Below are 26,997 nucleotides of genomic sequence, written 5' to 3' on the forward strand. Positions count from 1 at the left end.
AGATGTTTGACGCGGACTGTCAAATTTGGGTGAGAGGGGAACCGGTTGACGCCGCGCAACATAGCGGCGCGGGGGTGAATTCGGCCCGTCGGGCCCCGCCCCGCGTGCTGCGCCGAACGGGGGACCCGCCGCGGCCGTCATCGCGCGGCGGAGTGCGGCGGCCGGGCTGCCGGCGATGCCGCGAGCCGGGCGCTGCCCGGGGGGGCGGTTACTGCGCCAGGGGGGCCATCATCGCGGCGATCTGGCCGGCGAGCCGCGAGAGCGCCTCGCCATGGGCGCGGGCGAGGGCGGCGTAGCTCTCGTCGGCCACGGGCACGGTGATGTCGAAGCCGCGGCTGCGGGTGTCGTCGCCCCGCCCGTAGGCCGAGACGCGGGTCTGACCCGAGAGGCGCAGCGTGCCGCCGAGGCTGCCGGCGAAATAGTCCACCTCCACCTGCACCAGCCGCTCGGGCCGGGTGCCCAGCGGCCAGGGCTCGGTCACCACCGGCTGCCCGAGCCGGTTGGAGAGCTGGCGCGAGAGCAGCACCGTGGCGCCGCGGGCGGGGTCGGAGGCCCAGCGGTTGAGATCGGAGGCGATCATCGTGCCGTCGGGCTGCAGCACCGCGATCTGCGGGCGGCGGGCGTAGAGCGGCAGCCCGACCTCGCGCAGCCCGATGAGCGGGCCGTCGGTGTCCTGCTCGCGGGTCGAGGTTTCCGGCTGCGCGGGCTCCAGCAGGTAGTAGGACGGGCCCGTCGCCTCGGCGCAGCCGGCGAGCGCGAGCAGGGCTGCGGGCAGGAGGAGGCGGCGCAGGCGGGTGCGGCAGGCGGTCAGGAGGTCCGGCATCATGTCTTCCCGGTATGTGTGGCGCGGTGCGGATGATGTTCATGCTTAGCACGAGTGGCGCGCGGGTCGAGCATGGCGATGCACGCGGGCCGGTGGCCGACCTGTGGATAACCCTGTGCACATCCCTGTCGGCAAGCTGTGCGCCGGCTGTGGGACCCGCCCCCGTCCCCCGAGGCCGCAGTGCCGTTAACCGACAGGTAATAAACTGTGGATAACTCTGTGGGCATCCGGGGGAGGGACCGGGGGAAACCCTGTTGGCACCCTGTGGGCCGGGGCGGCGGCCGCGCGGCAACAACGGGTCGGAACCTCCGGAAAAGCCCTGTAAATCCGTGTTTCGTAAAGGGTTTCGGAAGCGGGTGCGCGCGCGGTGCTTTCGCACTGCGGCGTCGTGTGATGCCGCGGCACGGCGGCAGGGCAATGTGGAAAAATCCGCTCGCCCCATGGGAGAGTGCAGCCGCAGGCGCTCCCGCGGGCCCGGCGCAGCCACAAGGCGCGCCCGCCGGAAGACCGGCGCGCGGGGGTGTGGATGGACCAGGAGGGCGCTGTGGAGGGAAAGCCGCGCCGGCCCCGCCCTGGCGGAGGGGGCCGGCGCCGGGCGCTACTTGCCGATGATGATGGCGTTCGGCTGCTGCTGGATCAGGTCGGCGAGATCGGTCACCGCGCGGGCCGCGTCGCGGATCTCGCGGATGGCGCTCACCGCCTGGTAGTTCAGCTCCGAGCCGACGCTGACCGAGGCCAGCACGTCGTCGGCCTGCTGGGAGAGCGAGGCCAGCCGGCGCAGCAGGTTCGGCAGCTCGGAGAGCGACTGGCGCGCCACCACGGTGGTCTCCTGCACGCCGCGCAGCGCGGCGGAGGCGGCCTCGCCCAGCTTCTCGCGCTGCAGGTCGTCGAGCAGGGCGGTGGCCGAGCGCAGCGCGTCGCGCGTGGCGGTGGGCAGCTCCTCCACTCCCGGGGCGCCGAGCACGGCGCGCAGGGCCTCCAGCGTCTGGCTGAGCTGGGTGGAGACCTCGCGCAGCGCCGGGTCGTCGAGCAGGTTGCGCGCCGAGGCGAGCGCCGCGGAGAGGTTCTGCGCCGCCCCCTCGCGCTCGAGCGAGGTGAGCATCTCGCGCGCCGCCTCCAGCGTGTCGGAGAGCTGCTGCGGCGTCTGGCGGGTGCTGTCCTGGTCGAGGATGGCGCGCAGGGAGGCGAGCGTGCTGCCGGCCTCGCCCAGCGCGTCGCGCAGGCCCGCGTCGTCCATCAGCTCGCGCGCGGCGCGCAGGGCCTCGGCGGCCTCGCCGGGCAGCGCCCGGGTGCCGGGGTCGTCGAGGATGCCGCGCAGGCTCGCCAGCAGCGGGTCCGCGTGCTGCGAGAACTGCGAGAGCGTCTCGCGCGCGGCGTCGAGCGTGGGCGGGATGGCGGCCACCGCCTCGGCCAGCTTCGGGTCCGCCAGCCGCGCGCGCAGCGAGGCGAGCGAGGCGTTGATCTCGGCCGGGAGCTGCCGGGTGGAGGGCTCGTCGAGCAGGCCGCGCAGGCTCTCCAGGCTGGCGGATATGCGCCCGGGCAGGGCCCGCGTCTCCGGATCGTCGAGCAGGGCGGTGAGCGCGTCCACGCCGCCGCGCACCGAGGCGGGCAGGGCGGCGAGGTCGGGGTCCTCCGCGATGCCGCGCAGCGCGGAGACGGCGGCGGTGATGTTCTCCACCGTGCCGTTCTGCTGCAGCCGGTTCGCCATGTCCTCGATGGTGTTCAGAAGGGCCGAGAGCGTGGCCGGGCTCGCCTGCAGTTCGGGCGATTCGGCAAACTGGCGCACCGCGGCGAGGGCGGCCTGGGTGTCGGCAAGGCTCTGCTGCAGCGCCGGGTCGGAGACCAGCGCCTCCACCGAGGTGAGGATGCCTGCGATGCGCTCGGGCGCCTCGCGCGCGCCGTCGGAGGCCACGATGGCGTTCACGTTGTCGAGCAGGGTCACCGCGTTGTTGAGCAGCGCCTCGATGGGCAGGCTGTTCACCCGGTCGAGCACGCCCTCGACCGAGCCGGTGATCTCGGTGAGGTCGGAGGGCACGGAGGGCAGCAGCGGGTAGGGGCGCTCGCTCTCGTCGAGGCTGGCCGGCGCGGCCTCGGGCGCATCCACCAGGTTCACGTAGAGGGAGCCGGTGAGCAGGTTGCCCATGGCGAGCTTGGCGCGCAGGCCGTTCTGCACCGCGTTGCGCACGAAGTCGAGCGTGGCCTGCCGGTCGCCGCGCTCCAGCCCGAGGCGCTGGGGCTGCAGGGCGATGGTGGTGCGGGTGCGGAAGCTGCTGTCGGTGGGGTCGACGGAGGCGAAGACATCGACCACCTGTCCCACCTTGATGCCGCGGTACTCCACGTTGGCGCCCGATTGCAGGCCGCGCACCGAGCCGGTGAACAGCACGCTGAGCTGGAGCTGGTCCTCGAGGTCGCCCTCGATCACCAGGTCGCGCGCCTCGGTCTCGGAGTTGAACAGGGTGTAGACATGGCCCTCCTCCACGTCCTCGGCCGCCGCCCCGGTGCCGATCTCGTCGAAGGAGGCGCCGCCCTGGATGAGCGAGGCGAGGCTCGCCACCTGCAGCTGGGCGCCCTGCGGCCCGAGGGTGAACCTCACGCCCGAGACGTTCCAGAAGCGGGTGCTGGTGGACAGGCGCTCGTCGTTGGGCGCGTTGATGAACACGTCGAACTCCACCGCGCGGCCGTCGGCGGTGAGGCGCTTGCTCTCCACCTTGCCCACTTCCACGCCGCGGAACATCACCGGCGCGCCCACGGCGAGCGAGCCGCCGTCGGTGCCGCGCAGCACCACGCGCAGGCCCGGCGTGTCGGCCGGGGTGAGGGGGGTCTCGTCGAGCCCCTTGAAGCGGGACTGCTCCTCGCCGGGCGTGTTGTCCCACGCGCCCTCGATGTAGCTGCCGGAGATCACCGTATCGAGCCCGGTGATGCCCTGCGCGGTGATCTGCGGGCTCACCACCCAGAAGCGGGCGCTGTCGTCGAGGAAGGGCGCCACGGTCTTGTCCATGCGCGCGGTCACCAGCACGCGCTCGAGGTCGGAGGAGAAGCCCACCGTCTCGACATGGCCCACGTCCACGTCGCGGTACTTGATGCGGGTCTGGCCGGGGGTGATGCCGGAGGCCTTGGCGAAGGTGATCTCGATCAGCGGCCCGCGGTCGGCGAAGTTCTGCCACAGCAGGAACAGCGAAACCGCGATGGCCCCGATCGGCACGAGCCAGACGACCGATGGCAGGCGGGTCTTATCCTGGATCGTCGGGCTTTCCGGCTCGGGGCTCTCGTCAGTCACTCTGTTCTCCTATGCGATCCCAGATCATGCGGGTGTCGAAGGCGCGGGCCGAAAGCATGGTGAAGGCCACCGAGGCGGCAAAACACGCCGCCGCCGGCCCGGGCGAGATGGAGGCCACGAAGCCCAGCTGCACCAGGGCGGAGAGCACGGCGACCACGAAGATGTCGATCATCGACCAGCGGCCGATGAACTCCACGATCTCGTAGAGCTGCAGCAGGCGGTGCCGGTCGAGCTTCCAGTGCTTGTCCACCGCGAGGGCGAGCAGGGTGATGGCGATGAACTTGCCGATGGGGATCCCCACGGAGGCGGTGAGCACGATGATGCCCACGCCCCAGTCGCCGTACTCGATCAGCTCCAGCGCGCCGCCGACGATGGTGCTCGCCATCTCCTGGCCCAGCGTGCGGGTGATGAGCATGGGATAGAGGTTTGCCGGGATGTAGAACACCAGCCCCGCCAGCAGCCAGGCCCAGACCTGCTGCGTGCCGCCGGGCGCGCGCGAATGCAGCACCGAGCCGCAGCGCGGGCAATGCGCCGTGCCCCGGTGCGAGACCTGCCCGCAGACGGTGCAGCCCACGAGCCCGGCGCGCCGCGCGGTGAGCACGTGCGCGTCATGCGCCGGGCGCGGCTTCGTGGTGCCGATGATCTCCTCGGGCATGGTGGGGGGCTGGGTGGAGCTCATCCGAGCATGGTCCAGATCGAGCGGCGGCAGAGCGCGATGTCCTCCAGCGTCACCAGCACGCCGAGCAGCACGAAGATCCAGAAGGCGGGCTCGAGCTGCACGGTGGCGAGGCCGGCGATCTTGACCAGCGCCACGGCCACGCCGATCACGAAGATCTCCGCCATCGACCAGGGGCGCAGCTCGATGGCGAGGCGAAAGGCGGCGCGGGCATGCGGGCGCGGCGGGTGGCCGTGGCGCAGCGGCAGCAGCACGTAGCACAGCGCCAGCGCCCGGGTGAGCGGCACGGCGAAGATGAGCGCGCCCACCGCGACGCCCAGCGGCCAGGCCCGGCCCGAGCCGATCGCCTCGGCCGCGTCGAGCACCGTCGCCTCCTGCGCGAGGCCGCCGCCCTCCAGCCCGAGGAAGGGCAGGGCGAGGGCCGTGCCCATCAGCACCAGCACCGCGAGGGAGATCGCCAGCAACTGGTCTATGGCGCGCGCATGCCCGGTGCGCAGCGGCGTGCCGCAGCGCGGACACCGCACGCGCTGGCCCGGCGCGGGGGTCTCGTCCCGGCACAGGGCGTCGCAGATGTGGCAGGCGGTCAGTCCCCGCAGGTCGGACTCCATGAAGGCCGCGCTCCCGGTCTGCATCTCCAGAAGGCCACAGCGCGATGTCGCGCTGCAGCGCCGATTGTCACCGCCCTGATTAGCCGCAGAGCGGCGGTCGCGTCGAGGAATTTTGCGTGATTTGCGCCAGATGATGAAAAATTGATGGCATTTGCCGGCCAGTGAATACATTCTCGTGTGATCTGCAGGTATTCTTTGGTTTTGTACGAGGGGCCGATGGGACTTGTTCGAGGCGCCAGCGAGTTGGACGAAACGCATCTGGGAGCCGGAAACATCCGAAGACTGCACGAAATCGGGCCTGACGGTTCCACGCTCCTGCGTCCGCCGGGAGTGCCGCTCGAGCCGCTCGTGCATCGGGTGGTGCGTGCACGCAGGCCGCATCTCGACGTGACCTGCCTTGCGGGCGCCGGCGCGCCGGAACTGCTGCAGGGCGCGGATGCGGTGGTGGCGCTCATCCTCCTCGGCTGGACCCGGACCATGGACGAGATCGCCCCGGGCGGCCGGGCGGTGCTGAGCTGGGAGGTCGACGGCCCCTGGCTCGACATCGTCTGGCGCGAGACCGGCGAGGCCGACATGCCTGCCGATCGCGCGATGAGCAGCCCCGACCACCTTTCCGCCGGCCTGCTGGGCGCGCGGCTCTGGGAAGACCTCGGGGCGCAGTCCTACCTCGCCGAACTGCGCCTGCCCTCGCGCATCTGGCGGCGCAGCGCCGGGCGCTGAGCGACACCCTTTCTCCGAAACCCATCGCGCAGCGCTGCGGGTCGACGTTTGCGCGCGGCACGGAGGCCTCCCGCCCCTCCGGTGACAGCCGCGCTGCGCGCGGAAGCCCCCTCCGCGTTGGGCCGTGCCGGCCCGCAGGCGGGCCGGCCGGGGCGCGCCGCGCCCCGGGATGCACCCCGACACATGCCGGGAAACGACAAGCGCCTTGCTGCAGGTCTCCGGCCCGGGCGGTAAACGCGCGGGTTTCCAGGGCTGACGGGCTGGCTGGGCATTGGCGTGGGAAGCGCTCGCACTGTAGTGCCGGCATAGGCAGGCGGGGCAAGGCCGCGGCCATGCGGCAAGCGAGGGGACGCGGCTTGAGGCCGGAGTGCCCGGCTCTGCGCGTTTCCTGCAGGCCGATGCCCGACTTGGCTTGAAGGTCGCCGGTGTCCGGCCCCGGTTGCCGGGAAGGGGTGGGATCGCCCCGTGGCTGATCAAGAAGTTCGCGGGCTCGGGCCTCCGCCTGCCCGATCGCTCTCAGGGCTGGTGCCCGTGGCCCGGAGAGGGCTCCCGGCCCGGGCCGGTCTGCCGGATCAGATGTCGAGGTCGCACCAGATCGGCACGTGGTCGGAGGGCTTCTCCTTGTCGCGCTCGTCGCGGTCGATGCCGCAGGCGGTGAGGCGGTCGGCGGCCTGGGGCGTGAGCAGGATGTGGTCGATGCGGATGCCGTTGTTCTTCTGCCAGGCGCCGGCCTGGTAGTCCCAGAACGTGTAGGCGCCCGGTCCGGGGTTGAGTGCGCGGTAGGCGTCGGTGAAGCCAAGGGTCTCGATGCGGCGGAAGGCGGCGCGCGAGGCGGGCAGGAACAGTGCGTCCTCGGCCCAGGCCTCCGGCTTCGCCGCGTCCTCGGCCTGGGGGATGATGTTGTAGTCGCCGGCCATCAGCGCGGGCTCCTCGGCGGCGAGCAGCGCGCGCGCGCGGGTGCGCAGGCGCTCCATCCAGGCGAGCTTGTAGTCGTATTTAGGCCCCGGCGCCGGGTTGCCGTTGGGCAGGTAGAGGCCGCAGACCCGCAGGGCGTCCTTCGGCCCCACCACGGTGGCCTCGATCCAGCGGGCCTGCTCGTCTTCCTCGTCGCCGGGCAGGCCGCGGGTCACGTCCTCCATCGGGCTGCGCGAGAGGATGGCCACGCCGTTGAAGCTCTTCTGGCCATGGGTCTCGACATTGTAGCCGAGGTCCTCGATCGCCTCGCGCGGGAAGGCCTCGTCGACCGACTTGATCTCCTGCAGCACCACGACATCGGGCTTCTCCGCCTCCAGCCAGCGGGTGAGCGCGCCGATCCGGGCCTTCACGCCGTTGATGTTGTAGCTCGCGATGCGCATGCGCCAGGTCCCCCATGTCAGCTTATGTCCCTGCTCTAGAGCAAAAGGCCCACGGATTGAAATGCAAACTCGGCGAGGATCCGGCCCCGGCCCGGGCGGCCGATGCACGCGCCGGGGGTGCGGCCCGGGCCAGGGCGCGCCGCGCCCCGCAAGGGGGGTGGCGGGCGCCGAGCGGGGGCTCGATGCCCCCCGAGGCGCCGGTTCCGCCGGGTGCCCCGCTGCCGCCTTCGCTCAGCCCTTCTGCCCGGGCGACCAACCCGGGCCGCGCCCGACCCTCCCCCCCCCCCGGGAGGGCGCGATGGCGATGTCTTGAGCCGCACAGCCCTCGCCCGGGGCTTTTGACACAGGCGGCACTGCGCCCACCCAGGGTCGGCCGCGTCCCTCCGTGCATTGTGGCGCGCCGGGCAGAGTGCGCCGGCGGAGAGCGGGCCGCGGGGACGGTGATCGGAAGCGGGCCTGCGGAGAATCACGGGCTCAGCCTTCGTCCCGGGTCCGGATCTGCTTCGGCAGGGCGAGGCGCCCGGGCCCGGTCATCCCGCTCCGCCGGGGCTCAGTCGAACATGTCGTCCTGGTCGCGGCGGTTGTCGTCCTCGTCCTCGTCCTCCTCCGGCCCGTCATCCGCGTTGCTGTCGGGGCCGAGGTCGAGCCCGTGGCCGGGGGGCGGGCGGTTGTCGAGCAGGCCCGCGTCGCGCAGCTCGCGGATGCCGGGCAGGTCGCGCGGGCTCTCGAGCCCGAAATGGTCGAGGAACACCGGGGTGACGATGAAGGTCACCGGCCGCCCCGGCGTCATCCGCCGCCGGCCGATGCGCACCCATTCGAGCTCCATCAGCAGATCGAGCGTGCCGCGCGAGACCGACACGCCGCGGATCTCCTCGATCTCGGCCCGGGTCACCGGCTGGTGATAGGCGATGATGGCCAGCGTCTCGATGGCCGCGCGCGAGAGGCGCCGCGTCTCCACCGCCTCCTTGTGCATCAGGAAGCCGAGATCGGGCGCGGTGCGGAAGGCCCAGGCCTCGCCCACTCGCGCCAGCGCCACGCCCCGGTCGCGGTAATGCGCGCGCAGGGCCTCCAGCGCCACGCGCACCTCGCAGCCATGCGGCAGGCGCTCGGCGATCTCGCGCTCGGTGAGCGCCTGGGCGGAGGCGAAGAGGATGGCCTCGACCATGCGCTCCTGCTCGCCCTGCGGGGGCGCCTCGAACAGGCTCGGCGCGGGCTCGTCCGGCGGCAGCTCCTCAGTCATGCTCCACCCGGCGCACGGCCCGGACCATGATGGGGGCGAAGACATCGTCCTGGCGGATCTCGGCGCGGCCGTCCTTCACCAGCTCCAGCATGGCGGCGAAGGTGGCGGCGGTGGCGGTGCGGCGCTTCTCGGGGTCGAGCCGCCAGCCCTCGGGGAGGAAGGCCTCGAGCACACCCCAGTTCACCGCCTGCGGGATGAGCCCGCGCAGCCGCTCCAGCGCCTGCTCCATGGTGTAGACCACGCCGCGCTTCACGTGCAGGGGCTCGTATTCGTCCCGCGTCTTCACCCGGGCATAGGCCTGCAGCAGGTCGATGAGCGAGGCGTCGTAGATCACCCGGCGCTTCATGGTGATGGATTGCGCCATGCCGCGCACGAACCGGTCACGCCCGAGCTGGTCACGCCCCATCAGCCGCGCCGCGGCCCGGCGCATCGCCTCCAGCCGCTCGAGCTGGTAGGCGAGATGGGCGGCCAGCTCCTCGCCCGAGGGGCCCTCGGCCTCCGGGTCGGGCGGGAGCAGCAGGCGCGATTTCAGGAAGGCGAGCCAGGCGGCCATCACCAGGTAATCGGCGGCAAGCTCGATGCGCAGCCGCTTCGCCTCGGCCACGAAGCCCAGGTATTGCTCGGCGAGCCCGAGGATCGACACCCGCCGCAGATCCACCTTCTGGGTGCGCGCGAGGGTGAGGAGCAGGTCGAGCGGGCCCTCGAACCCGTCGACATCGACGAGCAGCGCCTCCGCCGCCATGCGCTCCGCGACACTGGCCGCCTCGGCACCGCCGCCGCCGGCGGAGATGTCGGGGAAGTCCTCAGGCATCGGCGGTGACCCCGGTGAGTTCGGCGAAACGGGCGTCGGCCGCGGCGGCGTCGAAAGCCGCGGGCGCGCGGCGCGCGGCCTCGGCCCGGGCGGCGCGCGCGGCGGCAGGGCCGGAGAGCGCGGGGCACTCGGTCATCACGGCGCGCATTTCCGCCGGATCGCCGTTGCAATGCAGGATCATGTCGCAGCCGGCGGCGAGCGAGAGGCGCGTGCGCTCGCCGAAACTGCCCGAGAGCGCCTTCATCGACAGATCGTCGGTCATCAGAAGGCCGTCGAAGCCGATCTCGCCGCGGATGACCGAGATCACCGCGGGCGAGAGCGTGGCGCAGCGCTCGGGGTCGATGGCCGGGTAGACCATGTGTGCGGTCATGCCCAGCACCTGGTCGCGCATGGCGCGGAAGGGCAGGAAGTCGGTGGCGCGCAGCTCGGTGGCGCTCGCCTCTGCGGAAGGCAGCGAGAGGTGGCTGTCGGCCATGCCGCGGCCGTGGCCGGGGATGTGCTTGATCACCGGCAGCACCCCGCCATCGAGCAGCGCGGTGGCGATCTCGCGGCCGCGCAGGGCGATGCGCGCCGGCTCGTCGCCGATGGCGCGGTTGCCGATCACGTCATGCGAGCCGGGCTGGGGCACGTCGAGCAGCGGGGCGCAGTTCACGTCGATGCCGAGGGCGGCGAGCTCATGCGCGATGAGCCGGTAGCGCAGGTACAGCGCCTCGATCACGTCGGCCTCGGCGGGCAGCGCCCCGATCATGTCGCGCACCGGCTGCCAGTCGCGCCAGTGCGGCGGGCGCAGGCGGGCGACCCGGCCGCCCTCCTGGTCGATGAGCACCGGGGCGTTGCGCCCCACGGTCTCGCGCAGGGCCGAGACGAGGGCCGAAACCTGCGACGGGCTCTCCACGTTGCGGGCGAAGAGGATGAAGCCCCAGGGGTCTGCGTCGCGCAGGAAGGCGGCCTCGCCCGGGGTGAGGGCGGTGCCGAGGCAGCCGAGAATCGCGGCGCGGGCCATGCAGATCAGTCCTGCCGGGCGGGGATGCAGGCCGGCCCGCGCGCGGTGAGCGCCGAGCAGGTGGCCCGGGCGGCGGCGAGATCGTCGAAGCCCGCGGCGCGCAGGCGGTAGAACACCCGGCCGGAGGAGGTGGTGCGCTGGATCACCAGCTGGCGCTTGCCCAGCAGGTCGGCATGGGCGGAGGAAAGGCGCTTCCACTCCGAGCGCGCCACGTCCGGCGAATCGAAGGCGCCGAGCTGGATCATCATCGTGCCGCGCGGCAGCTCGGAGGTGACCTCGGCGGGCTGCGGGGCGGCGGCCGGCGCGGGAGCCGCCGCGGCGGTGGCAACCGTCGCGCTCTCCTGCGGGGTGGCCGCGGCGAGCCGCAGGTCGGCCGGGCGCTGGCGCGGGCTCTGCGAGCGGGCGAGCGCGTACTGGCTGTCGGAGCCGAGCGGCGTGCTCTCGGCCTGCTCGGGTTCGGCCGCGGTTTCCGGGGCGGTCCCGGGGGCGGGTGCGTCGCTGCGCATGCTGGCCTCGGTCACCGCGCGGGCGCTCTCCCCGGCGGGGGCGAAGCCGAGGTCTTCCTCGTCCTCCTCGACCGAGCTCAGCTCCGTGGGCTCGGGCGCGGCCTGCGGGCCTGCCTGGGGGGCGGCGGCCGAGGCGCTGCGGCTGGCCGGCGGCGTGGCGGAGGTGCCGCGCGCGCTCGCCGGCTGGCGGGCGAATTCGGGCAGCAGCTCGGAGACGGCGAGGTCCTGGTCGGTCGGCTCGGCCGGGGAGGGGGCGAGGGTCACGTCATCGGGGCGGGGCGAGGGCGGCTGGCCGCGCATCACCTCGTTGACCGAGAGGCCCTGGTAGGCTGCCTGCAGGCCGCCCGGATCGTCCGGCTGCACTTTCGCCGGGCCTTCCATGGCCAGGATCACCGGCACGGCCGAGGCATCGCGCTCACCGAGCTTGTAGGTCCAGACCCCGACGGCGCCGATCATCGCCACCGATACCACGGCGCCGAGCCATTTGCCGGCCGCGCCGGTGCGGCTGCGGCGGGTGTGATCCGAATCGTCGGGGTGGGAATCGTACGGGTCCTGCATCGGGGTCCATCGCCTGTTCTTGCCACACGTCTCCTGTGGCTTGCCTGCATCAAACCCCGGGAATTCGGGCGCCCGCCCGGCGATCCTGCCCGCGGTCCCGTGCCGTTTCCGGCAATGGGCCGCGGTGTCGCCTGTGTCCGGCCGCCCCCTGCGCTGCCTCTAGCGCATTTCCTGTACCGGGGTGACGCCAAGAATACCAAGACCGGCGGCAATCACAACCGAAACGGCACGAATCAGCGCCAGGCGCGCAAGTGATGCGGGAATGTTGCCTTCCTGCACAAAGCGCAGGGAGGGGTCGTCGGTGCCGCGGTTCCACAGCCCGTGCAGGTCGGAGGCGAGATCGTAGAGGTAGAAGGCGATGCGGTGCGGCTCATGCGCGGCGGCCGCCGCCTCCACGATGCGCGGCCATTCGGCGAGTTTCGCCGCCAGCCCCTGCTCGGCCTCGTGGGCCAGCAGCGTGAGGTCGGCACCGGCGATGGCGGCCGCATCGGTGGGGATGCCGGCCTCGGCCGCGCGGCCCATCACCGAGTGCACGCGGGCATGGGCGTATTGCACGTAGAACACCGGGTTGTCCTTCGACTGTTCCAGCGCCTTGGCGAAGTCGAAGTCGAGTGCGGCGTCGTTCTTGCGGGTGAGCATGGTGAAGCGGGTCACGTCCGGGCCCACCTCGTCGATCACGTCGCGCAGGGTCACGAAGGTGCCGGCGCGCTTGGACATCTTGAACGGCTCGCCGTTCTTGTAGAGCTTCACCAGCTGGCAGAGCTTGATGTCGAGCGGGACGCGGCCCTCGGAGAGGGCGGAGACCGCTGCCTTCATGCGCTTCACGTAGCCGCCATGGTCGGCGCCGAAGACGTCGATCAGCATGTCGAAGCCGCGGCTGACCTTGTCGTAGTGATAGGCGATGTCGGGGGCGAAGTAGGTCCAGGCGCCGTCGGATTTCTTCACCGGGCGGTCGACGTCGTCGCCGTGCAGGGTGGAGCGGAACAGGGTCTGCTCGCGCGGCTCCCAGTCCTCCGGGGTCTTGCCTTTCGGGGGCTCCAGCACGCCCTCGTAGATCAGGCCCTTGGCCTCGAGATCGGCGAGTGCTGCCTCGATGCGGCCGGTGCCGTAGAGGGATTTCTCGGAGAAGAACGTGTCCATCGTCACACCGAGCGCGGCGAGGTCGGCGCGGATCATGTCCATCATCGCCTGCGTTGCGAAGAGGCGGATCTCCTCGAGCCAGTCCTCTTCGGGGCGCTCGAGCAGGCTGTCGCCGTATTTCTCCTTCAGCGCCTGGCCCACGGGCACGAGGTAGTCGCCGGGGTAGAGCCCGTCGGCGATCTTGGGCTCGAGCCCGTTCGCCTCGCGGTAGCGCTCGTAGGCGGAGCGGGCGAGCACGTCGACCTGCGCGCCGCCGTCGTTCACGTAATACTCGCGGGTCACGGCATAGCCGGCGAAGTCGAGCAGGCTGGCGAGCGCGTCGCCGAACACGGCACCCCGAGTGTGGCCCACGTGCAGCGGGCCGGTGGGGTTTGCCGAGACGTATTCCACGTTCACCTTCAGCCCGCCGCCCATGGCGGAGCGGCCGAAATCGGTGCCCGCGGCGAGGGCGGCCGGGATCACCGAGGTCCAGACACCGGGCGCGAGGCGCAGGTTCAGAAAGCCCGGGCCCGCCACTTCGGCAGAGGCGATGCGCGGGTCGTCGGCGAGCAGGGCGGCGAGGGCCTCGGCGATGTCGCGCGGCTTCCGGCCGGCGGGCTTCGCGAGCACCATGGCCGCGTTGGTCGCCATGTCGCCATGCGCCGGGTCTCGCGGCGGCTCGACCGCGACATTGCCCAGGTCCAGCCCGGCGGGCAGGGTGCCCTGCGCGGTGAGCGTGGCGAGACTGTCGAGAACGAGGGTCTTGATATCGGCGAAAAGGTTCATCTGCGGCGTCCGTATTCTGGTTCGAGACGGCGAATACCACATGGCCGCCGGCCCCGCCACAGCGGTTTGGCCGCGGGGGCGGGCGTGCGCCGCGCGGGCTTCCGGGCATCGGCGCCTCTCGGTCCCCTGTCTGGCCGCGTGCCGAGCGCCACGCCCGACCCCGGAGGGCACAGCGCAGGCAATCCCTGCCGCTGCACGCTCCGGGCTTGGTGCGGAGGGACGCGCCCGACCCCGGGTGGGCGCAGCGCCGCCTGTGGTCAGCGTTTGTCGTGAAAGCCCCGGACGAGGGTTGTGCGGCAAGCGGCATCGCCATCGCGCCCTCCCGGGGGGAGGGTCGGGCGCGGCCCGGGCTGGTCGCCCGGGCGGGAGGGTGGGGCCGGGAGCCCGCTGTCGGATCGGTCATGTCAGGCCGCGAACGAGGCGGGCCGACCGACGCCCGCACCGGCGGAGGCCCTTCGGGGCCTTCGCCACGGCCGCGGAGCTGCGGGGCGAAGCCCCTCGGCGAGGCGGACGTTTCCCCCCGGGAGGCGCGGGGACGGGGGCGGCGCTTCTCGCCCGTGGCTCAGCCGCGCTCGCTGGGGTCCATGATCTTGCGGTGTTCCTGCAGGGCGAAACGGTCGGTCATGCCGGCGATGTAGTCGGAGACCACGCGCGCCCGGCCCACGCCCTCGCCGGCGAAATTCGCCTTGCGGCGCCATTCGTCGGGCAGCATGCCGGTGTCCTCGAGGAAGATGTTGAACAGGTCCTTCACCACGATCGCCGCCTTGCGCCGCATGCGTCGCACCTGCCAGTGGCGGTACATGTTGTCGAAGAAGAACTTGCGGATGATCTTCAGGTCCTCCCAGAGCGGGCGCGAGAAGCGCACCACCTGGTAGTCGAGGGCGCGGATGTCCTCCGGGCTCGCGGCGCCGGAGCGGTCGAGGATCTGCTGGCTCTCGCGCAGCACGTCCTCCACCATCACCCCGAAGACGCGGCGCAGCGCCTCGTGCTGGCGGCGCGAGGGCTCGAGCCCCGGCCAGCGCTTGTCCACCACGTCGAAGCAGGCGCCGATCACCGGCAGCTCGCGGATCTCCTCCTCCAGGAAGAGCCCGGCGCGCAGCCCGTCCATCAGGTCGTGGTTGTTGTAGGCGATGTCGTCGGAGAGGGCGGCCACCTGCGCCTCGGCGCTCGCGTGGGTGGCGAGCTCGAGATCGTGGATGGCGTTGTACTCGGCCAGCGCGAAGGAAGGGTTGCCCACCGGGCCGTTGTGCTTGGCGATGCCCTCCAGCGTCTCCCAGGTGAGGTTGAGCCCGTCATGCTCGGCGTAATGCTGCTCCAGCGCCGTGACGATCTTCACCGCCTGGGCGTTGTGGTCGAACCCGCCCCAGGGGGCCATCATCTCGGCCAGCGCGTCCTCGCCGGTGTGGCCGAAGGGGGTGTGGCCGAGGTCATGCGCCAGCGCCACCGCCTCCGTCAGGTCCTCGTTGAGCCTGAGCGTGCGGGCGATGGTGCGCGCCACCTGCGCCACCTCGATGGAATGGGTGAGCCGGGTGCGGAAATAATCCCCCTCGTGCTCCACGAACACCTGCGTCTTGTGCTTGAGGCGCCGGAAGGCGGAGGAGTGGATGATGCGGTCCCGGTCGCGCTGGAAGGGCGAGCGGTGGGCGGAGGGGTCTTCGGCATGAAGCCTGCCGCGGCTCGCGCCGGGGTCGGAGGCATAGGGGGCAGGCATTCGGTGTCCTCACTTGCAGGCAGGGCGGGCAGAAACTAAATTCGGGATACAACATATCATTGAAGGCGCAAAGACATGGACCTTGCCCTGCCTCCGAAAGTCACCGACCGGGCCTTCGCCCGCCTCGAGGAACTCAACGCACCGCTGCTGCGCGTGGCCGTGGAGGGTGGCGGCTGCTCGGGCTTCCAGTATGACTTCCGCCTCGAGGAAGCCCCGGAGACCGACGACCTCGTGCTCGAGCGCGGAAACACCCGCGTGGTGATCGACCCCGCCTCGCTGCCGTTTCTCACCGGAGCGGTGATCGACTTCACCGAAGAGCTCATCGGGGCGCGCTTCACGGTTGAAAACCCCAATGCCACCTCGTCCTGTGGCTGTGGTACCAGTTTTTCAATCTGAGCGGGGCGTTCCGGACGGAAAGGGATTGTTCCTGTCGGAAAGATCGGATTAAACCGAATCCGACTGACAAGACAGGAGCAGTGATCATGTCACAGAAACCGATGACCAAAACCCAGCTCGTCGCTTCGCTTTCCGAAGCGGCCAGCATCGACAAGGCGGTCGCCAACCGGACGCTCGACGCCCTCGCCGCCATTGTCGCGGGTGAGGTCGAAAGCGGTGGCGCGGTGACGCTTCCCGGCCTCGGCAAGTTCGTCTGCCGCGAACGCCCGGCCCGTACCGTCCGCAACCCCTCCACGGGCGAGCAGATCGAGAAGCCGGCCGACCGTGCCGTGAAGGTCGTGATCGCCAAGGCCCTCAAGGACGTGGTCAACGGCTGAGCGCCCTTCCGGCGCCACCCGGCCTTGCCAGAACGACGGACCGGCCCCCCGCGGCCGGTCCTCGCATTTCCGGGGGGTGCCCGGCACCGGCCGCGCCCCCGGCCCAGCCCCACGGACGGACTTCCCCATGACCAGTTCAGCACATGCGCTCCTCGCCTCGGTCTTCGGCTTCGACGCGTTCAGGCCCGGGCAGGGCGAGATCGTCGAGAGCGTGGCCGCGGGGCGCGACGTGCTGGCCATCATGCCCACGGGGGGCGGCAAGTCGCTGTGCTACCAGCTGCCCGCGCTGATGCGCGAGGGCGTCACGGTGGTGATCTCCCCGCTCATCGCGCTGATGCGCGACCAGGTGCGCGCCCTGCGCGAGAACGGGGTGGAGGCGGGCGCCCTCACCTCCGCCAACACGCCGGAGGAAAACGAGGAGGTCTTCGCCGCCCTCGACGAGGGCCGGCTGAAGCTGCTCTACATGGCGCCAGAGCGCCTCTCCGGCGCCGAGCGGCTGCTGCGGCGGATCAACGTGAGCCTGCTCGCGGTGGACGAGGCGCATTGCGTGAGCCAGTGGGGCCATGACTTCCGCCCCGACTACCTGCGCATCGGCGAGCTGCGCCGCGCGCTCGGCGTGCAGACCGCCGCCTTCACCGCCACGGCCGACGAGGACACCCGGGCCGAGATCGTCACCCGCCTGTTCGACGCCGCGCCGGAGGTGTTCCTGCGCGGCTTCGACCGGCCGAACCTCTACCTCGCCTTCGAGCCCAAGCAGAAGCCGCGCGACCAGATCCTCGGCTATGTCGCCGCCCGGCCGGAGCGGGCCGGCATCGTCTACTGTTCCAGCCGCTCCAAGACCGAGCAGCTCGCCGAGGCGCTGCGCGGCGCCGGGCGCGAGGCGCTGGCCTACCACGCCGGGCTCGACCCCGACACCCGGCGCGAGGCGGAGGCCCGCTTCCAGCGCGAGGACGGGCTGATCGTCTGCGCCACGGTGGCCTTCGGCATGGGGGTCGACAAGCCCGACATCCGCTTCGTGGCCCATGCCGACCTGCCCAAGTCGGTGGAGGCCTATTACCAGGAGATCGGCCGCGCGGGCCGTGACGGCGCGCCGGCCGAAACCCTCACCCTGTTCGGCATGGACGACATCCGCCTGCGCCGCACCCAGATCGACGAGGGGCTGGCACCGCCCGAGCGCAAGCAGGCCGACCATGCCCGGCTGAACGCGCTGCTCGCACTGGCCGAGGCCCCGGTCTGCCGCCGCCAGACCCTGCTTGCCTATTTCGGCGAGACCGGCGCCGAGCCCTGCGGCAACTGCGACCTGTGCCGCCGCCCGGGCGAGCTGTTCGACGGCACCGAGGCGGTGCGCAAGGCGCTCTCGGCCATGCTGCGCACCGAGGAGCGCTTCGGCGCCGAGCACCTGATCTCGATCCTGCGCGGCGAGGCGAATGCCAAGATCACCCAGTGGGGGCATGACAAGCTGCCCACCTTCGGCGTGGGGCAGGATTATTCCAAGTCCGCCTGGCGGACGATCTTCCGCCAGATGGCGGCCCTCGACATCGTGCGCGCCAACCCGGCGCGGCACGGCGCGCTCGGCATCACCGAGGCCGGCCGGCCGGTGCTGCGCGGCGAGGTGCCGGTGCAGCTGCGCCGCGATGCGATCACCCGCGCCGACCGGCCCGAGCGCCTGCCGCGCGCCATGGTGGGCGAGGCGGACGAGGCCCTCTTCTCGGCCCTGAAGGCCAAGCGCCGGGCACTGGCCGAGGCGCAGCGGGCCCCCGCCTACGTGGTGTTCCCCGACGCGACGCTGATCGAGATGGCCTCGAAGAAACCCGCCACGCTCGACGAGATGGCCCGCATCTCCGGCGTGGGCGCGAAGAAGCTGGAGCGCTACGGCACCGAGTTCCTCTCCGTCATCGCCGGCGAGGAGATGGAGCGCCCGCATCCCGCCCGGGTGAAGCTGGCCCGGGCCGGCGGCGGCTCGCTCTTCGACGCCCTGCACGAGGCGCAGGTGCGCCTCGCGCGCGGGCCCGAGGGCCTGGGCAAGTTCCTCTCCTGCCAGACCACCACGCTCGCCCGCATCGCCGAGCTGCGCCCGCGCAGCATCACCGAGCTTGCCCGGGTGAACGGCATGACCGAGCAGAAGCTCGAGCGCTTCGGCCCCGCCTTCCTCGAGCTGATCGAGGGCTGGGAAGAGGGCTGAGGGCGGCCTGCCGCAAGCGAAGGCGCATGGGCCACAGGGCGCGCCACTGCCGGATGATGCAGCCCCACGGCCGTTCACTCCCCGGGCAGGGACAATCTGACCGGCACCGCCTCCCCGGCCTTGCGCAATCGCGGAGGTCCATTGATCGACGGCTCGCTCACCGCTGTGCGCCGAGGGCCGCGCCCGACCCTGGGTGGGCGCTGCTGCGCTTGTGGTCAGCGGTTTATCGTGAAAGCCCCGGACGACAGCCGTGCGGCGGATGACATCGCCATCGCGCCCTCCCGGGGGGAGGGTCGGGCGCGGCCCGGGCTGGTCGCCCGGGCGGGAGCGCCGATCGGTGCGGTGCGCCGTTGCGAGTCCACCCACCGTCCGGCCGCAGGGGTGAGGCGCTGATATTGCGGTGCGCGAGCCGTTGCCATGGGCTACCGTGCCCCGGTGGGCGGGGTTGAGCCCGGCGGTGCACTGGCATCGTTGCGCCGCGCTCGCCAGTGCCCATCCCTTATCTACAGGCTCCGCAAGGTGCGCAGGCCGCGCCTGGCCCCCCGGTGAGCGCTGCCACGCCCGTGGTCAGCGGTTTATCGTGAAAGCTCCGGACGACGGCTGTGCGGCGGATGGCATCGCCATCGCGCCCTCCCATGGGGAGGGTCGGGCGCGGCCCGGGCTGGTCGCCCGGGCGAAGCGGCTGCGCCCGGCTCAGCGCGGGCGGGCGGGGTTTCCGACCACGGTGGCGCCCGGCGCCACGTCGCGGGTGACGACAGCGCCTGCGCCGATCACCGCGCCGTCGCCCACCGTCACGCCGGGCATCAGCAGCGCGCCGCCGCCGATCCAGACATCCGCGCCGATGCGGATCGGGCGGCCGAACTCGAGGAAGCTTGCCCGCTCCGCCGCGCCGCGCGGGTGGTCGGCGGTGAGGATCTGCACCCCGGGGCCGATCTGCGTGCGGTCGCCGATGCGGATCTCCACCACGTCGAGCAGCACGCAGTTGAAGTTCAGGAACACGTCGCGCCCGATGTGGATGTTGTAGCCGTAGTCGCAGAAGAACGGCGGGCGGATGGTGACGCTGTCGCCGACACTGCCGAGCGCCTCGGCGAGCAGGGCGCGGCTTTCCGCGGCAGGGCGGGCCTGGGAGGCGTTGTAGCGGTCCATCCAGCGCGCGATCCGGGCGGCGTCGGCGCGCAGCTCGGGGTCGTCGGCGCGGTAGAGATCGCCGGCCAGCATCTTCTGCTTCTCGCTGCGCGTGTCGCTCATCGCGGGGCTCCGCTTCAGGGGGCGCGGAAGTGCTTCGCGAGCTTCAGCCCCTGGCCCTGGTAGTTGGATCCGAGGCCCGAACCGTAGAGGATTTCCGGCCGCTCGGCCATGCGCTCGTAGACCAGCCGGCCGACGATCTGGCCATGCTCCAGCGCGAAGGGGCTCTCGTGGCAGCGCACCTCCAGCACCCCGCGCGAGCCGGCGCCGCCGGCCGCGGCATGGCCGAAACCGGGGTCGAAGAAGCCTGCGTAATGCACCCGGAACTCCCCCACCATCGCGAGATAGGGCGCCATCTCGGCGGCATGGTCGGGCGGCACGTGCACCGCCTCGCGGCTCACCAGGATGTAGAAGGCGCCGGGGTCGAGGATGATGCCGCCGCCGCGGCGCGGAAACACCGGCTCCCAGAATTCCGAGACCGGGTAATGGCCGATGAGATCGAGGTCGATCAGCCCGGAATGCGGCTTGGCGCGGTAGCCGGCGGGCGTGCCCTCGGGCGGCAGAAGGTCGACCGAGAAGCCGAGCCCGCCGTCGATATGCGGCGTGCCGTCGACCAGCGGTGCGGCGGCGTGCAGCGCGCGCAGCTCGGCGTCGGAGAGCGCGCCGGAGGCGCGGCGGAAGCGGATCTGGTTCAGCCGCTGGCCCGGGCGCACCAGCACCGAGAAGCTGCGCGGCGAGATCTCGGCCCAGAGCGGGCCGGTGTAGCCGGGCTCGATACGGTCGAACTCGGTGCCGTTGTCGCAGATCAGCCGGGTGAAGAGGTCGAGCCGGCCGGTGGAGCTCTTCGCGTTCGCCACCGCCGAGACATCGGCGGGCAGGGCGAGGCTCTCCATCAGCGGCACGAGGTAGACGCAGCCGGTCTCCAGCACCGCGCCCGCGGTGAGGTCGATGCGGTGCATCTGAAACTCTTCCAGCCGCTCGGACACGCAGCGCCCCTCGCCGGCGAGGAAGGAGGCGCGCACCCGGTAGGCCTCGGTGCCGAGGCGCAGATCGAGGCTGGCGGGCTGCACGAGATTGCCGGTGATCGGGGCCGCGGCCCGGATCTCGCCGGAGGCGATCATCGCCTCGATGGCCTGTGACGGCAGTGCGCCGGCTGTCGCGTTCATCGCCATCTCCCCCATGCTCTTCCCGCGGCGGGCCCCGGCTGCGGGGCCGTCAGACAAGCGAAAACGCCGGCACCCGAAGGCGCCGGCGTTTCGAAATGGTCGGGCCGGCGAGATTCGAACTCACGACCTCTTGCGCCCCATGCAAGCGCGCTACCAAGCTGCGCCACGGCCCGACTGACGGGGTTTCTATAAGCCTTCCGCGGGGGGTGCAAGCGGGAAAATCACTCCTCGTCGAGAGCGCGAAGAATGCGGGCGCGGATGGCCTCGAGACGGGTGATCGCCTGGCGCACGGCCGCATCGCGCGCGGTGCGTGCGCCGGTCTCGGGGCCCGAATGCGCGGCGGCTTCGAGGGTGCGGGACACGGGTTTCGCGGCCGGACGTTGCGGCGGCTGCGGCTCGAGCAGGAAGGCGCCCTGTCGACCGGAGTCCTCCTCCTCGTCCTCCTCCGCCTCGGCGGGGCCGAAGCCGTCATCGTCGCCGGTGCGCTCGTCCTCGGCCATGTAGTCGGGCTGATGGCGGCCGGCGAGGGGCGGCGGCGGGGGCGGAGCATCGTCATAGCCGCTGTCGATCGGCTCGATGTCCGAATCGTCCCAGATCGAGCCCTCGTCGTCGAGCCCGTCCTCGGCCTCGGCGGCGGCGGTGAAATCGTCGCCGAGCAGGGCGGGGCTGTCCTCGTCCTCCTCCTCGGGCTCGACCGTGTCCTGGCCGCGCACCATGACGGATTTCACGCCCTGTTCGCGGAAGATCTTCTGCACGCCCTTGATGGTCATCCCGTCATCGTAGAGCAGCTCGCGGATGCCGCGCAGCAGGTCCACGTCCTCGGGGCGATAGTAGCGGCGTCCGCCGTTGCTCTTCATCGGCTTGAGCTGCGGAAAGCGGCTCTCCCAGAAGCGCAGCACGTGCGCGGGGATGTCGAGGACTTCCGACACCTCGCTGATGGTCCGAAACGCCTGGGGCGATTTGCTCATAGTCTGTCCGGTGGCTCGGGAGCTCAGAGGCTCTGGTTGAGCCGGTCTTTCATGATGTGCGAGGCGCGGAAGACCAGCACGCGGCGCGGCTCGATGGGCACTTCCTCGCCGGTCTTGGGGTTGCGGCCCATGCGCTCGCTCTTGGCGCGCACGGTGAAGGTGCCGAAGGACGAGATCTTGACCGTCTCGCCCTTCACCAGCGCGTCGGACATGTGCTCGAGCACGCTCTCCACCAGCACGGCGGATTCGTTGCGCGACAGACCGACCTCACGATACACGGCCTCGCTCAGGTCCATACGGGTCAGGGTCTTGCTGCTCAAAATCTCTCTCCCATGGATGGCCGAGTCCGCTGCCCGGGACCGGATCTGGCCAAAGCGTGGGAGAAACTGCTTTGAGAGTCAATATCAAGGGCTTGAAGGAGCACGGAAAACCCTGCTCCGGGGCCGTTACCAGCGTACCGCGGCAGCGCCCCAGGCAAGCCCGCCGCCGATGGCCTCCATCAGCAGCAGGTCGCCGCGGTTGATCTGGCCGCGCGCCACGCCCACCGAGAGGGCAAGGGGAATCGACGCCGCCGAGGTGTTGCCGTGGTCCTGCACGGTCACCACCACGCGCTCCATGCCCACGCCCATCTTCTCCGCGGTCTTGCGGATGATGCGCAGGTTGGCCTGGTGGGGCACGATCCAGTCCACGTCCGTGGCGGAGAGGCCGGATTTCTCCAGCGCGGCCTCGCCGGAGGCGGCGAGCTTCATCACCGCGTGGCGGAACACCTCGCGGCCCTCCATGCGCAGGAAGCCGGCGGTGCCGGTGCTCGAGGGGCCGCCGTCGACATAGAGCAGGTCGTGGAACTGGCCGTCCGAATTGAGGTCGGTGGAGAGCACGCCGCGGTCTTCCGCGCCGCCGGTGCCCTCGGCCGCCTGCAGGATCACCGCGCCGGCGCCATCGCCGAACAGCACGCAGGTGGCGCGGTCCGACCAGTCCATGATGCGCGAGAAGGTCTCGGCGCCGATCACCATGATGGTCCTGGCCTGGCCCGAGCAGATCAGCGCGTTCGCCGTGGTCATCGCGTAGATGAACCCGGCGCAGACGGCCTGCACGTCGAAGGCGTAGCCGCCCTTCATGCCGATGGCGGTCTGCACCTTGGTGGCGGTGGAGGGGAAGGTCTCGTCGGGCGTGGCGGTGGCGAGGACGATGCCGTCGATGTCCGCCCCGGTCATGCCGGCGTTCTCCAGCGCGGCCTTGGCGGCGCGGATGGCGAGATCGGAGGTGAGCTGGCCCTCGGCGGCGAAATGGCGGCGCTCGATGCCGGTGCGCTCACGGATCCACTGGTCGGAGGTGTCGAGTGTCGCCTCGAATTCGGCGTTCTCGACAACGCGCTCCGGCAGGTAATGTCCGCAGCCCATCGTCACCGCGCGTGTCACGCTCATTTATCTGTTCCTGCTCCGCTTGTCACCCCGGGCGCAGTTATGCCTCCGGGCAGGCCCGATGCAACCCGTGCCGCCACCTTTTCCGCGAATCCGTCCTGCGCCATGTGGAAGGCGAGCTTGATCGCGGCGGAGAAACCGGTCGAATCGGCGCTGCCGTGCGATTTTACCACCGCGCCGTTCAGCCCGAGGAAAACGCCACCGTTCACGCGGCGGGGGTCGATGCGTTTCTTGAGCCTCTGCAAGGCCCTGAAGGCGAAAATTGCAGCGATGCGTGAAAGCAGCGTGGCCCGGAATCCCTCCGACAGGAAGGAGCCGATCAGGCTCGCGGTGCCCTCCGCGGTCTTCAGGGCGATGTTGCCGGTGAAGCCGTCGGTCACGATCACGTCAACCTTGTCGCCGGTGATGTCCCCGCCCTCCACGAAGCCGTGGTAGGAAAAGGCCGCGCCGGGGCCGGAGGCGATGCGGGCGAGGGTGGCATTGGCCTCGTGCCGCTCCGCGCCGCCCTTGTGATCCTCGGTGCCCACGTTGAGCAGGCCGACGCGGGGGGTCTCGAGATGGAGACCCACGCGGGCATACTCGGCGCCCATGATCGCGTACTGGCTGAGGGAGGCGGCGTCGGCGCGCACATCGGCGCCCACGTCGAGCACGATGTTGTAGCCCGCGCGGTTCCGCGAGGGCCAGAGCACCGCGATGGCGGGGCGGTCGATGCCCGGCGCGCGGCGCATGCGCAGCATGGAGAGCGCCATCAGCGCCCCGGTATTTCCGCAGGACACCGCGACCGCCGCTTCGCCGCGTGCGACGGCGTCGACGCAGTTCCACATCGAGCTGCCCTTGCCGTGGCGCACCGCGTGGCTGGGCTTCTCACCCATGGCGATGACGCTGGAGCAGGGGCGCAGCTCGGTGATGCGGTCGAGGTTGGGCCGGCGGCGCAGCAGCGGTTCGAGCTGCTGCGGATCGCCATGCAGAAGAAACCTGATGTCAGGATTCTTGGCGGCGGACTTTGCCATGCCGCTGATGACGACGGAGGGACCGCGGTCCCCGCCCATCGCATCGATCGAAAGCACAATCTGGCGGGTCATATCTCTGGTTCTGCCCCCATTTCAGCCCCGGGTAAACGGGCTGTGCAGACCACTTGTTCCGCCAGGTCGTCTTACGCCGCGTCTTCGTCGAGGTCGACTTCCTCGACCACCGCCACGATTTCCTTGGAATCGTAGTGGCCGCAGGAGCCGCACACGTGGTGCGGGCGCTTCAGCTCGCCGCAGTTCGAGCATTCGTTCGGGTTCGATGCCACAAGAGCGTCATGCGAACGGCGCATGTTGCGCTTGGAGCTGGTCTTGCGGTTCTGTGGGACAGCCATGTCTCAACCTCAGTGTCTGGCCTTGCGGCGCTCGGGTGGGGCCGAACCTGTTCCCGCCGCGCACGGGGCGCGGGCCGGGACTGTGCCAGCCGGAAAAACGAGAGCCGGAAAATACTCGAAAAGTCCGGGTCTGCAAGCGGATTCTTGCGGTGTCAGCTCCCGTCGCCAAGTTTCTGCTTCAGCTCGGCGAGCCGGGCGAAGGGATTGGGCCGGGTTTCCTCCTCCGCCTCGGGCTGCGGTGCGGGCGCCGCATCGGCCGGCAGGCCGGCGCCCGGGGCGCGCGGGTAGGGGTCGAGTGCGAGGGCGGCGGTCTCGATGGCGATTCCGCCCAGGTCGACCACGGATTCGAGCGGCTCGGTCTCGTCCTCGAGCTCGGGGTCCACCGGGGTGCCCTCGGGCAGGAAGCGCCGGCGGATCGGCTCGGAAAGCTTCGCCGGCACGGGCGCGAGGCTCACCACGCAGCTCTGGATGATCGAGGCCTCCAGCGTGCCGTCGAGCGCCCAGCCGTTGCTGCCCAGCGGGCTGAGCGTGACGGTGAAGCGGAACTTGTCCACCGCATGGGCGTCGAACAGGCGCGCGAGCGCCTTGCGCTCCGCGTCGGTGGCGGTTTCGGAATAGGTCCGGGGCTCGGACGCCCCGAGACGGTCGAGCCGCACGGGCCGCGACATTTCCGGAGTTTCGGGGGGCAGGTCAGGGCGCCTGGCGTGTTTCGGCATTGGTGTCCTCCTCACATCACCCTGGGCGGCCGGCCGCGAGAGCGGGGGCCGCGGGAACATCTTGAATTTACACTATCCGCAAGGTACGTCACCAAGGGATTTGGGTTGCCGGGAGAGAGACCATGACGCTGCGCAACGGGCTGTTCGTTCTCACTGTTGCAGGCTGTCTGGCCGTCAGCGGGTGCAGCGCCACCTATCGCGGGCACGGCTATGCGCCGAAACCCGACGAGCTGAGCGGCATCGTCGCCGGGCAGGACACCAAGGGCTCGGTGCGCGAGAAGATCGGCCGCCCCGGCACGCAGGGCCTGGTGAGCAACGACGCCTGGTACTACGTCGGCTCCACCGAGAAGGAATATCTCTTCTACGCTCCCGAGGTGGTCGACCGTACCGTGGTCGTGGTGCTGTTCGACGAGCAGGGCACCGTGCAGGACGTGCGCCAGTTCGGCATGGAGAACGGCCAGGTCATCGACCTCGTCACCCGCACCACCCCGACCTACGGCAAGGAGCTCAACGTGGTCCAGCAGCTGCTGGGCAACATGTTCAACTTCTCCTCCGGCTCGCTGCTGCAGTAAGGCAGCGGGCAGGGCAGGCCCGGCGCTTGCCGGGCCCGCCGTGGCGGCTCGGGGCCTCACACGGGCTCGTGGCGCAGTGCCACGCCGTTGAGGCAGTAGCGCAGGCCGGTGGGCGCGGGGCCGTCGTTGAACACGTGGCCGAGATGGGCGTCGCAGCGCGCGCAGCGGATCTCGGTGCGGGTCATGAACCAGGAATTGTCCTCGTGCTCGATGATCGCCTCGTCGGAGATCGGCTGGAAGAAGCTCGGCCAGCCGCAGCCGGATTCGAACTTCGCATCCGAGGCGAAGAGCGGCGCATCGCAGCACACGCAGCGGAACAGCGCTGTGCCCTTCGGAAAGCCGGGGTGGGAGAAGGCGCGCTCGGTGCCGGCCTGCCGGGTGACCTGGTAGGCAAGATCGCTCAGCTGTTCGCGCCACTCGGCGTCCGACTTGATGAGCTTGTCGGTCGTTTCGGTCATTCGACTCCTCCGGGTATTGATTCTGTGCCTGGGAACGACACGTCCATGTGGCGATGCCGCACGAAAATGCAATAGTCACGCTTGTGACACCAGCCTCGTGCAGGATCGCCGGTGAAGGACAGGAGGGCCAGCCATGACCGGTTTCCGCAAACCCCGATACGCCGCGCGCTTCGCCGCGAGCCCGCAGGACATCCTCGCGGCACAGCGCCTGCGCTTCCGCAGCTTCCGCGCCGCGCCGGGGCCCGAGGGCGAGACCGGGCTCGACGCCGACGATTTCGACGATGTCTGCCGCCACGTGCTGGTGGAGGACACCCGCGACGGCCGGCTGGTGTGCTGCTTCCGCATCCTGCCGCTGCGCGACGGATCGGAGATCGGGCGGTCCTACTCGGCGCAGTACTACGATCTCGGGCCGCTCGCGAGCTACACCGGCCCGATGGTGGAGATGGGGCGGTTCTGCGTCGACCCCGCGGCGCGGCACCCGGACATCCTGCGCGTGGCCTGGGCCGCGGTGACCGAGTTCGTGGAGGAGAACGGGGTGGAGCTGCTCTTCGGCTGCTCGAGCTTCCACGGCACCGAGGCGGAGGAGTATCACGACGCCTTCGCGCTGCTCGCCGAGCGCCATCTCGCGCCGCGGCACTGGCTGCCGCGGGTGAAGGCGCCGCGCGTCTTCCGCTTCGCCGCCCGGCTGCGGCTGCGCAAGCCCGACCTCAAGCTCGCGATGAAGCGCATGCCGCCGTTGCTGCGCACCTACCTGGTGATGGGGGGCTGGGTGTCCGACCACGCGGTGATCGACAAGGATCTCAACACCCTGCACGTGTTCACCGGGGTGGAGGTGCGCGGGGTGCCCAAGGCCCGCGCCCGCCTGCTGCGCGCCCGCAGCGCCTGAGCGCGGGTGCCGCCGGTTCGCTCGCGGCCTCACGGCGCGAGGCCTGCGCCGCGCCTCTGCCAGCCGGGCCGGGCGTGACCGGTGCCGCCCGGGGGGCGGCGATGAGGCATGACACTT

The 26,997-nt window shown here is 71.1% G+C and carries 26 protein-coding genes and 1 tRNA gene; 6 read left to right on the top strand and 21 right to left on the bottom strand.

Annotated features, from left to right (window positions below; genetic code table 11):
- Nucleotides 1–208: 208 nt before the first annotated feature.
- The 4 genes from D3P35_RS08920 to D3P35_RS08935 form a co-directional block, all read right to left on the bottom strand.
- Nucleotides 209–823 (bottom strand): membrane integrity-associated transporter subunit PqiC, encoded by a 615-nt coding sequence (locus D3P35_RS08920; protein WP_157982079.1) that lies wholly within the window; start codon nucleotides 821–823, stop codon nucleotides 209–211.
- A 598-nt stretch (nucleotides 824–1,421) separates the two neighbouring features.
- A complete protein-coding gene (locus D3P35_RS08925) occupies nucleotides 1,422–4,100 on the bottom strand; it encodes a PqiB family protein (protein WP_118134370.1) in 2,679 nt (892 codons plus the stop codon).
- Complete coding sequence (locus D3P35_RS08930; RefSeq protein WP_370030716.1) at nucleotides 4,093–4,779, bottom strand: paraquat-inducible protein A; 687 nt, start codon at nucleotides 4,777–4,779, stop codon at nucleotides 4,093–4,095. Before D3P35_RS08930 ends, D3P35_RS08925 begins: the two co-directional genes overlap by 8 nt.
- The gene (locus D3P35_RS08935) at nucleotides 4,776–5,384 is read right to left on the bottom strand and encodes a paraquat-inducible protein A (RefSeq protein WP_118134371.1); all 609 of its coding nucleotides are present in this window, start codon (nucleotides 5,382–5,384) and stop codon (nucleotides 4,776–4,778) included. Before D3P35_RS08935 ends, D3P35_RS08930 begins: the two co-directional genes overlap by 4 nt.
- A gap of 360 nt (nucleotides 5,385–5,744) precedes the next feature.
- Here D3P35_RS08935 and D3P35_RS08940 point away from each other — a divergent pair, with 360 nt between their 5' ends.
- Nucleotides 5,745–6,104 carry a hypothetical protein gene (locus tag D3P35_RS08940; protein WP_157982080.1) on the top strand — a complete coding sequence of 120 codons (360 nt, stop codon included), beginning with the start codon at nucleotides 5,745–5,747 and terminating at the stop codon, nucleotides 6,102–6,104.
- A gap of 572 nt (nucleotides 6,105–6,676) precedes the next feature.
- Here D3P35_RS08940 and xth read toward each other — a convergent pair.
- The 7 genes from xth to D3P35_RS08975 form a co-directional block, all read right to left on the bottom strand.
- Nucleotides 6,677–7,459, bottom strand: a complete 783-nt coding sequence (xth, locus tag D3P35_RS08945; RefSeq protein ID WP_118134373.1) for an exodeoxyribonuclease III — start codon at nucleotides 7,457–7,459, stop codon at nucleotides 6,677–6,679.
- A 550-nt stretch (nucleotides 7,460–8,009) separates the two neighbouring features.
- Nucleotides 8,010–8,699, bottom strand: coding sequence for an SMC-Scp complex subunit ScpB (scpB, locus tag D3P35_RS08950; protein ID WP_118134374.1), 690 nt, complete (start codon nucleotides 8,697–8,699; stop codon nucleotides 8,010–8,012).
- Entirely contained in the window at nucleotides 8,692–9,510 is an 819-nt protein-coding gene (locus D3P35_RS08955; RefSeq protein WP_118134375.1) for a ScpA family protein, read from the bottom strand. Before D3P35_RS08955 ends, scpB begins: the two co-directional genes overlap by 8 nt.
- Entirely contained in the window at nucleotides 9,503–10,513 is a 1,011-nt protein-coding gene (gene nagZ / locus D3P35_RS08960) for a beta-N-acetylhexosaminidase (RefSeq protein ID WP_118134376.1), read from the bottom strand. Before nagZ ends, D3P35_RS08955 begins: the two co-directional genes overlap by 8 nt.
- A 5-nt stretch (nucleotides 10,514–10,518) precedes the next feature.
- Nucleotides 10,519–11,577 carry an SPOR domain-containing protein gene (locus tag D3P35_RS08965; RefSeq protein WP_118134377.1) on the bottom strand — a complete coding sequence of 353 codons (1,059 nt, stop codon included), beginning with the start codon at nucleotides 11,575–11,577 and terminating at the stop codon, nucleotides 10,519–10,521.
- A 159-nt stretch (nucleotides 11,578–11,736) separates the two neighbouring features.
- Entirely contained in the window at nucleotides 11,737–13,482 is a 1,746-nt protein-coding gene (gene argS, locus D3P35_RS08970; protein ID WP_118134378.1) for an arginine--tRNA ligase, read from the bottom strand.
- Nucleotides 13,483–14,044: 562 nt separating this feature from the next.
- Entirely contained in the window at nucleotides 14,045–15,193 is a 1,149-nt protein-coding gene (locus D3P35_RS08975) for a deoxyguanosinetriphosphate triphosphohydrolase (RefSeq protein WP_118134379.1), read from the bottom strand.
- A gap of 75 nt (nucleotides 15,194–15,268) precedes the next feature.
- Between D3P35_RS08975 and D3P35_RS08980 the strand changes: the two genes are divergently transcribed.
- From D3P35_RS08980 to recQ, 3 genes are all read left to right on the top strand, one after another.
- Nucleotides 15,269–15,589 carry an iron-sulfur cluster assembly accessory protein gene (locus tag D3P35_RS08980; RefSeq protein WP_118134380.1) on the top strand — a complete coding sequence of 107 codons (321 nt, stop codon included), beginning with the start codon at nucleotides 15,269–15,271 and terminating at the stop codon, nucleotides 15,587–15,589.
- An 86-nt stretch (nucleotides 15,590–15,675) separates the two neighbouring features.
- Nucleotides 15,676–15,966, top strand: a complete 291-nt coding sequence (locus D3P35_RS08985) for an HU family DNA-binding protein (protein WP_118134381.1) — start codon at nucleotides 15,676–15,678, stop codon at nucleotides 15,964–15,966.
- A gap of 127 nt (nucleotides 15,967–16,093) precedes the next feature.
- Nucleotides 16,094–18,148, top strand: coding sequence for a DNA helicase RecQ (gene recQ, locus D3P35_RS08990; protein ID WP_118134382.1), 2,055 nt, complete (start codon nucleotides 16,094–16,096; stop codon nucleotides 18,146–18,148).
- 693 nt (nucleotides 18,149–18,841) lie between these two features.
- Here recQ and D3P35_RS08995 read toward each other — a convergent pair.
- From D3P35_RS08995 to D3P35_RS09035, 9 genes are all read right to left on the bottom strand, one after another.
- On the bottom strand, nucleotides 18,842–19,396 hold the full coding sequence (locus D3P35_RS08995) for a sugar O-acetyltransferase (RefSeq protein ID WP_118134383.1): 555 nt from the start codon (nucleotides 19,394–19,396) through the stop codon (nucleotides 18,842–18,844).
- A gap of 14 nt (nucleotides 19,397–19,410) precedes the next feature.
- Complete coding sequence (locus D3P35_RS09000) at nucleotides 19,411–20,505, bottom strand: 2'-deoxycytidine 5'-triphosphate deaminase (protein WP_118134464.1); 1,095 nt, start codon at nucleotides 20,503–20,505, stop codon at nucleotides 19,411–19,413.
- Between the two features lie 90 nt (nucleotides 20,506–20,595).
- A tRNA-Pro gene (locus D3P35_RS09005) sits at nucleotides 20,596–20,672 on the bottom strand.
- Between the two features lie 48 nt (nucleotides 20,673–20,720).
- The gene (locus D3P35_RS26505; protein ID WP_198670521.1) at nucleotides 20,721–21,467 is read right to left on the bottom strand and encodes a MerR family transcriptional regulator; all 747 of its coding nucleotides are present in this window, start codon (nucleotides 21,465–21,467) and stop codon (nucleotides 20,721–20,723) included.
- A gap of 23 nt (nucleotides 21,468–21,490) precedes the next feature.
- Nucleotides 21,491–21,787, bottom strand: a complete 297-nt coding sequence (ihfA, locus tag D3P35_RS09015; RefSeq protein ID WP_118134384.1) for an integration host factor subunit alpha — start codon at nucleotides 21,785–21,787, stop codon at nucleotides 21,491–21,493.
- A gap of 126 nt (nucleotides 21,788–21,913) precedes the next feature.
- Complete coding sequence (locus D3P35_RS09020; RefSeq protein ID WP_118134385.1) at nucleotides 21,914–22,891, bottom strand: beta-ketoacyl-ACP synthase III; 978 nt, start codon at nucleotides 22,889–22,891, stop codon at nucleotides 21,914–21,916.
- Entirely contained in the window at nucleotides 22,888–23,970 is a 1,083-nt protein-coding gene (plsX, locus tag D3P35_RS09025) for a phosphate acyltransferase PlsX (protein ID WP_118134386.1), read from the bottom strand. Before plsX ends, D3P35_RS09020 begins: the two co-directional genes overlap by 4 nt.
- Before the next feature lie 71 nt (nucleotides 23,971–24,041).
- Nucleotides 24,042–24,248 (bottom strand): 50S ribosomal protein L32, encoded by a 207-nt coding sequence (gene rpmF / locus D3P35_RS09030; RefSeq protein ID WP_118134387.1) that lies wholly within the window; start codon nucleotides 24,246–24,248, stop codon nucleotides 24,042–24,044.
- Between the two features lie 152 nt (nucleotides 24,249–24,400).
- Nucleotides 24,401–24,916, bottom strand: a complete 516-nt coding sequence (locus D3P35_RS09035) for a DUF177 domain-containing protein (protein WP_157982081.1) — start codon at nucleotides 24,914–24,916, stop codon at nucleotides 24,401–24,403.
- A 170-nt stretch (nucleotides 24,917–25,086) separates the two neighbouring features.
- On the opposite strand from D3P35_RS09035, the gene bamE reads away from it, so the two are divergent.
- Complete coding sequence (gene bamE, locus D3P35_RS09040; protein ID WP_118134389.1) at nucleotides 25,087–25,536, top strand: outer membrane protein assembly factor BamE; 450 nt, start codon at nucleotides 25,087–25,089, stop codon at nucleotides 25,534–25,536.
- Between the two features lie 56 nt (nucleotides 25,537–25,592).
- On the opposite strand, the gene msrB is transcribed toward bamE, so the two are convergent.
- A complete protein-coding gene (gene msrB / locus D3P35_RS09045; protein WP_118134390.1) occupies nucleotides 25,593–25,994 on the bottom strand; it encodes a peptide-methionine (R)-S-oxide reductase MsrB in 402 nt (133 codons plus the stop codon).
- Between the two features lie 133 nt (nucleotides 25,995–26,127).
- On the opposite strand from msrB, the gene D3P35_RS09050 reads away from it, so the two are divergent.
- Nucleotides 26,128–26,880, top strand: a complete 753-nt coding sequence (locus tag D3P35_RS09050; RefSeq protein WP_118134391.1) for a GNAT family N-acetyltransferase — start codon at nucleotides 26,128–26,130, stop codon at nucleotides 26,878–26,880.
- Nucleotides 26,881–26,997: the final 117 nt, after the last annotated feature.

The organism is Oceanicella sp. SM1341, from assembly GCF_003448965.1.
Taxonomy (GTDB): domain Bacteria; phylum Pseudomonadota; class Alphaproteobacteria; order Rhodobacterales; family Rhodobacteraceae; genus Paroceanicella.

Bases quoted from the DNA above. Each gene is read 5' to 3' on its own strand.
- D3P35_RS08920 (WP_157982079.1), bottom strand. From the start codon at position 823: ATGCCGGACCTCCTGACCGCCTGCCGCACCCGCCTGCGCCGCCTCCTC.
- D3P35_RS08930 (WP_370030716.1), bottom strand. From the start codon at position 4,779: ATGAGCTCCACCCAGCCCCCCACCATGCCCGAGGAGATCATCGGCACC.
- D3P35_RS08935 (WP_118134371.1), bottom strand. From the start codon at position 5,384: ATGGAGTCCGACCTGCGGGGACTGACCGCCTGCCACATCTGCGACGCC.
- xth (WP_118134373.1), bottom strand. From the start codon at position 7,459: ATGCGCATCGCGAGCTACAACATCAACGGCGTGAAGGCCCGGATCGGC.
- scpB (WP_118134374.1), bottom strand. From the start codon at position 8,699: ATGACTGAGGAGCTGCCGCCGGACGAGCCCGCGCCGAGCCTGTTCGAG.
- D3P35_RS08955 (WP_118134375.1), bottom strand. From the start codon at position 9,510: ATGCCTGAGGACTTCCCCGACATCTCCGCCGGCGGCGGCGGTGCCGAG.
- nagZ (WP_118134376.1), bottom strand. From the start codon at position 10,513: ATGGCCCGCGCCGCGATTCTCGGCTGCCTCGGCACCGCCCTCACCCCG.
- D3P35_RS08965 (WP_118134377.1), bottom strand. From the start codon at position 11,577: ATGCAGGACCCGTACGATTCCCACCCCGACGATTCGGATCACACCCGC.
- argS (WP_118134378.1), bottom strand. From the start codon at position 13,482: ATGAACCTTTTCGCCGATATCAAGACCCTCGTTCTCGACAGTCTCGCC.
- D3P35_RS08975 (WP_118134379.1), bottom strand. From the start codon at position 15,193: ATGCCTGCCCCCTATGCCTCCGACCCCGGCGCGAGCCGCGGCAGGCTT.
- D3P35_RS08980 (WP_118134380.1), top strand. From the start codon at position 15,269: ATGGACCTTGCCCTGCCTCCGAAAGTCACCGACCGGGCCTTCGCCCGC.
- D3P35_RS08985 (WP_118134381.1), top strand. From the start codon at position 15,676: ATGTCACAGAAACCGATGACCAAAACCCAGCTCGTCGCTTCGCTTTCC.
- recQ (WP_118134382.1), top strand. From the start codon at position 16,094: ATGACCAGTTCAGCACATGCGCTCCTCGCCTCGGTCTTCGGCTTCGAC.
- D3P35_RS08995 (WP_118134383.1), bottom strand. From the start codon at position 19,396: ATGAGCGACACGCGCAGCGAGAAGCAGAAGATGCTGGCCGGCGATCTC.
- D3P35_RS09000 (WP_118134464.1), bottom strand. From the start codon at position 20,505: ATGGCGATGAACGCGACAGCCGGCGCACTGCCGTCACAGGCCATCGAG.
- D3P35_RS26505 (WP_198670521.1), bottom strand. From the start codon at position 21,467: ATGAGCAAATCGCCCCAGGCGTTTCGGACCATCAGCGAGGTGTCGGAA.
- D3P35_RS09020 (WP_118134385.1), bottom strand. From the start codon at position 22,891: ATGAGCGTGACACGCGCGGTGACGATGGGCTGCGGACATTACCTGCCG.
- plsX (WP_118134386.1), bottom strand. From the start codon at position 23,970: ATGACCCGCCAGATTGTGCTTTCGATCGATGCGATGGGCGGGGACCGC.
- rpmF (WP_118134387.1), bottom strand. From the start codon at position 24,248: ATGGCTGTCCCACAGAACCGCAAGACCAGCTCCAAGCGCAACATGCGC.
- D3P35_RS09035 (WP_157982081.1), bottom strand. From the start codon at position 24,916: ATGTCGCGGCCCGTGCGGCTCGACCGTCTCGGGGCGTCCGAGCCCCGG.
- bamE (WP_118134389.1), top strand. From the start codon at position 25,087: ATGACGCTGCGCAACGGGCTGTTCGTTCTCACTGTTGCAGGCTGTCTG.
- msrB (WP_118134390.1), bottom strand. From the start codon at position 25,994: ATGACCGAAACGACCGACAAGCTCATCAAGTCGGACGCCGAGTGGCGC.
- D3P35_RS09050 (WP_118134391.1), top strand. From the start codon at position 26,128: ATGACCGGTTTCCGCAAACCCCGATACGCCGCGCGCTTCGCCGCGAGC.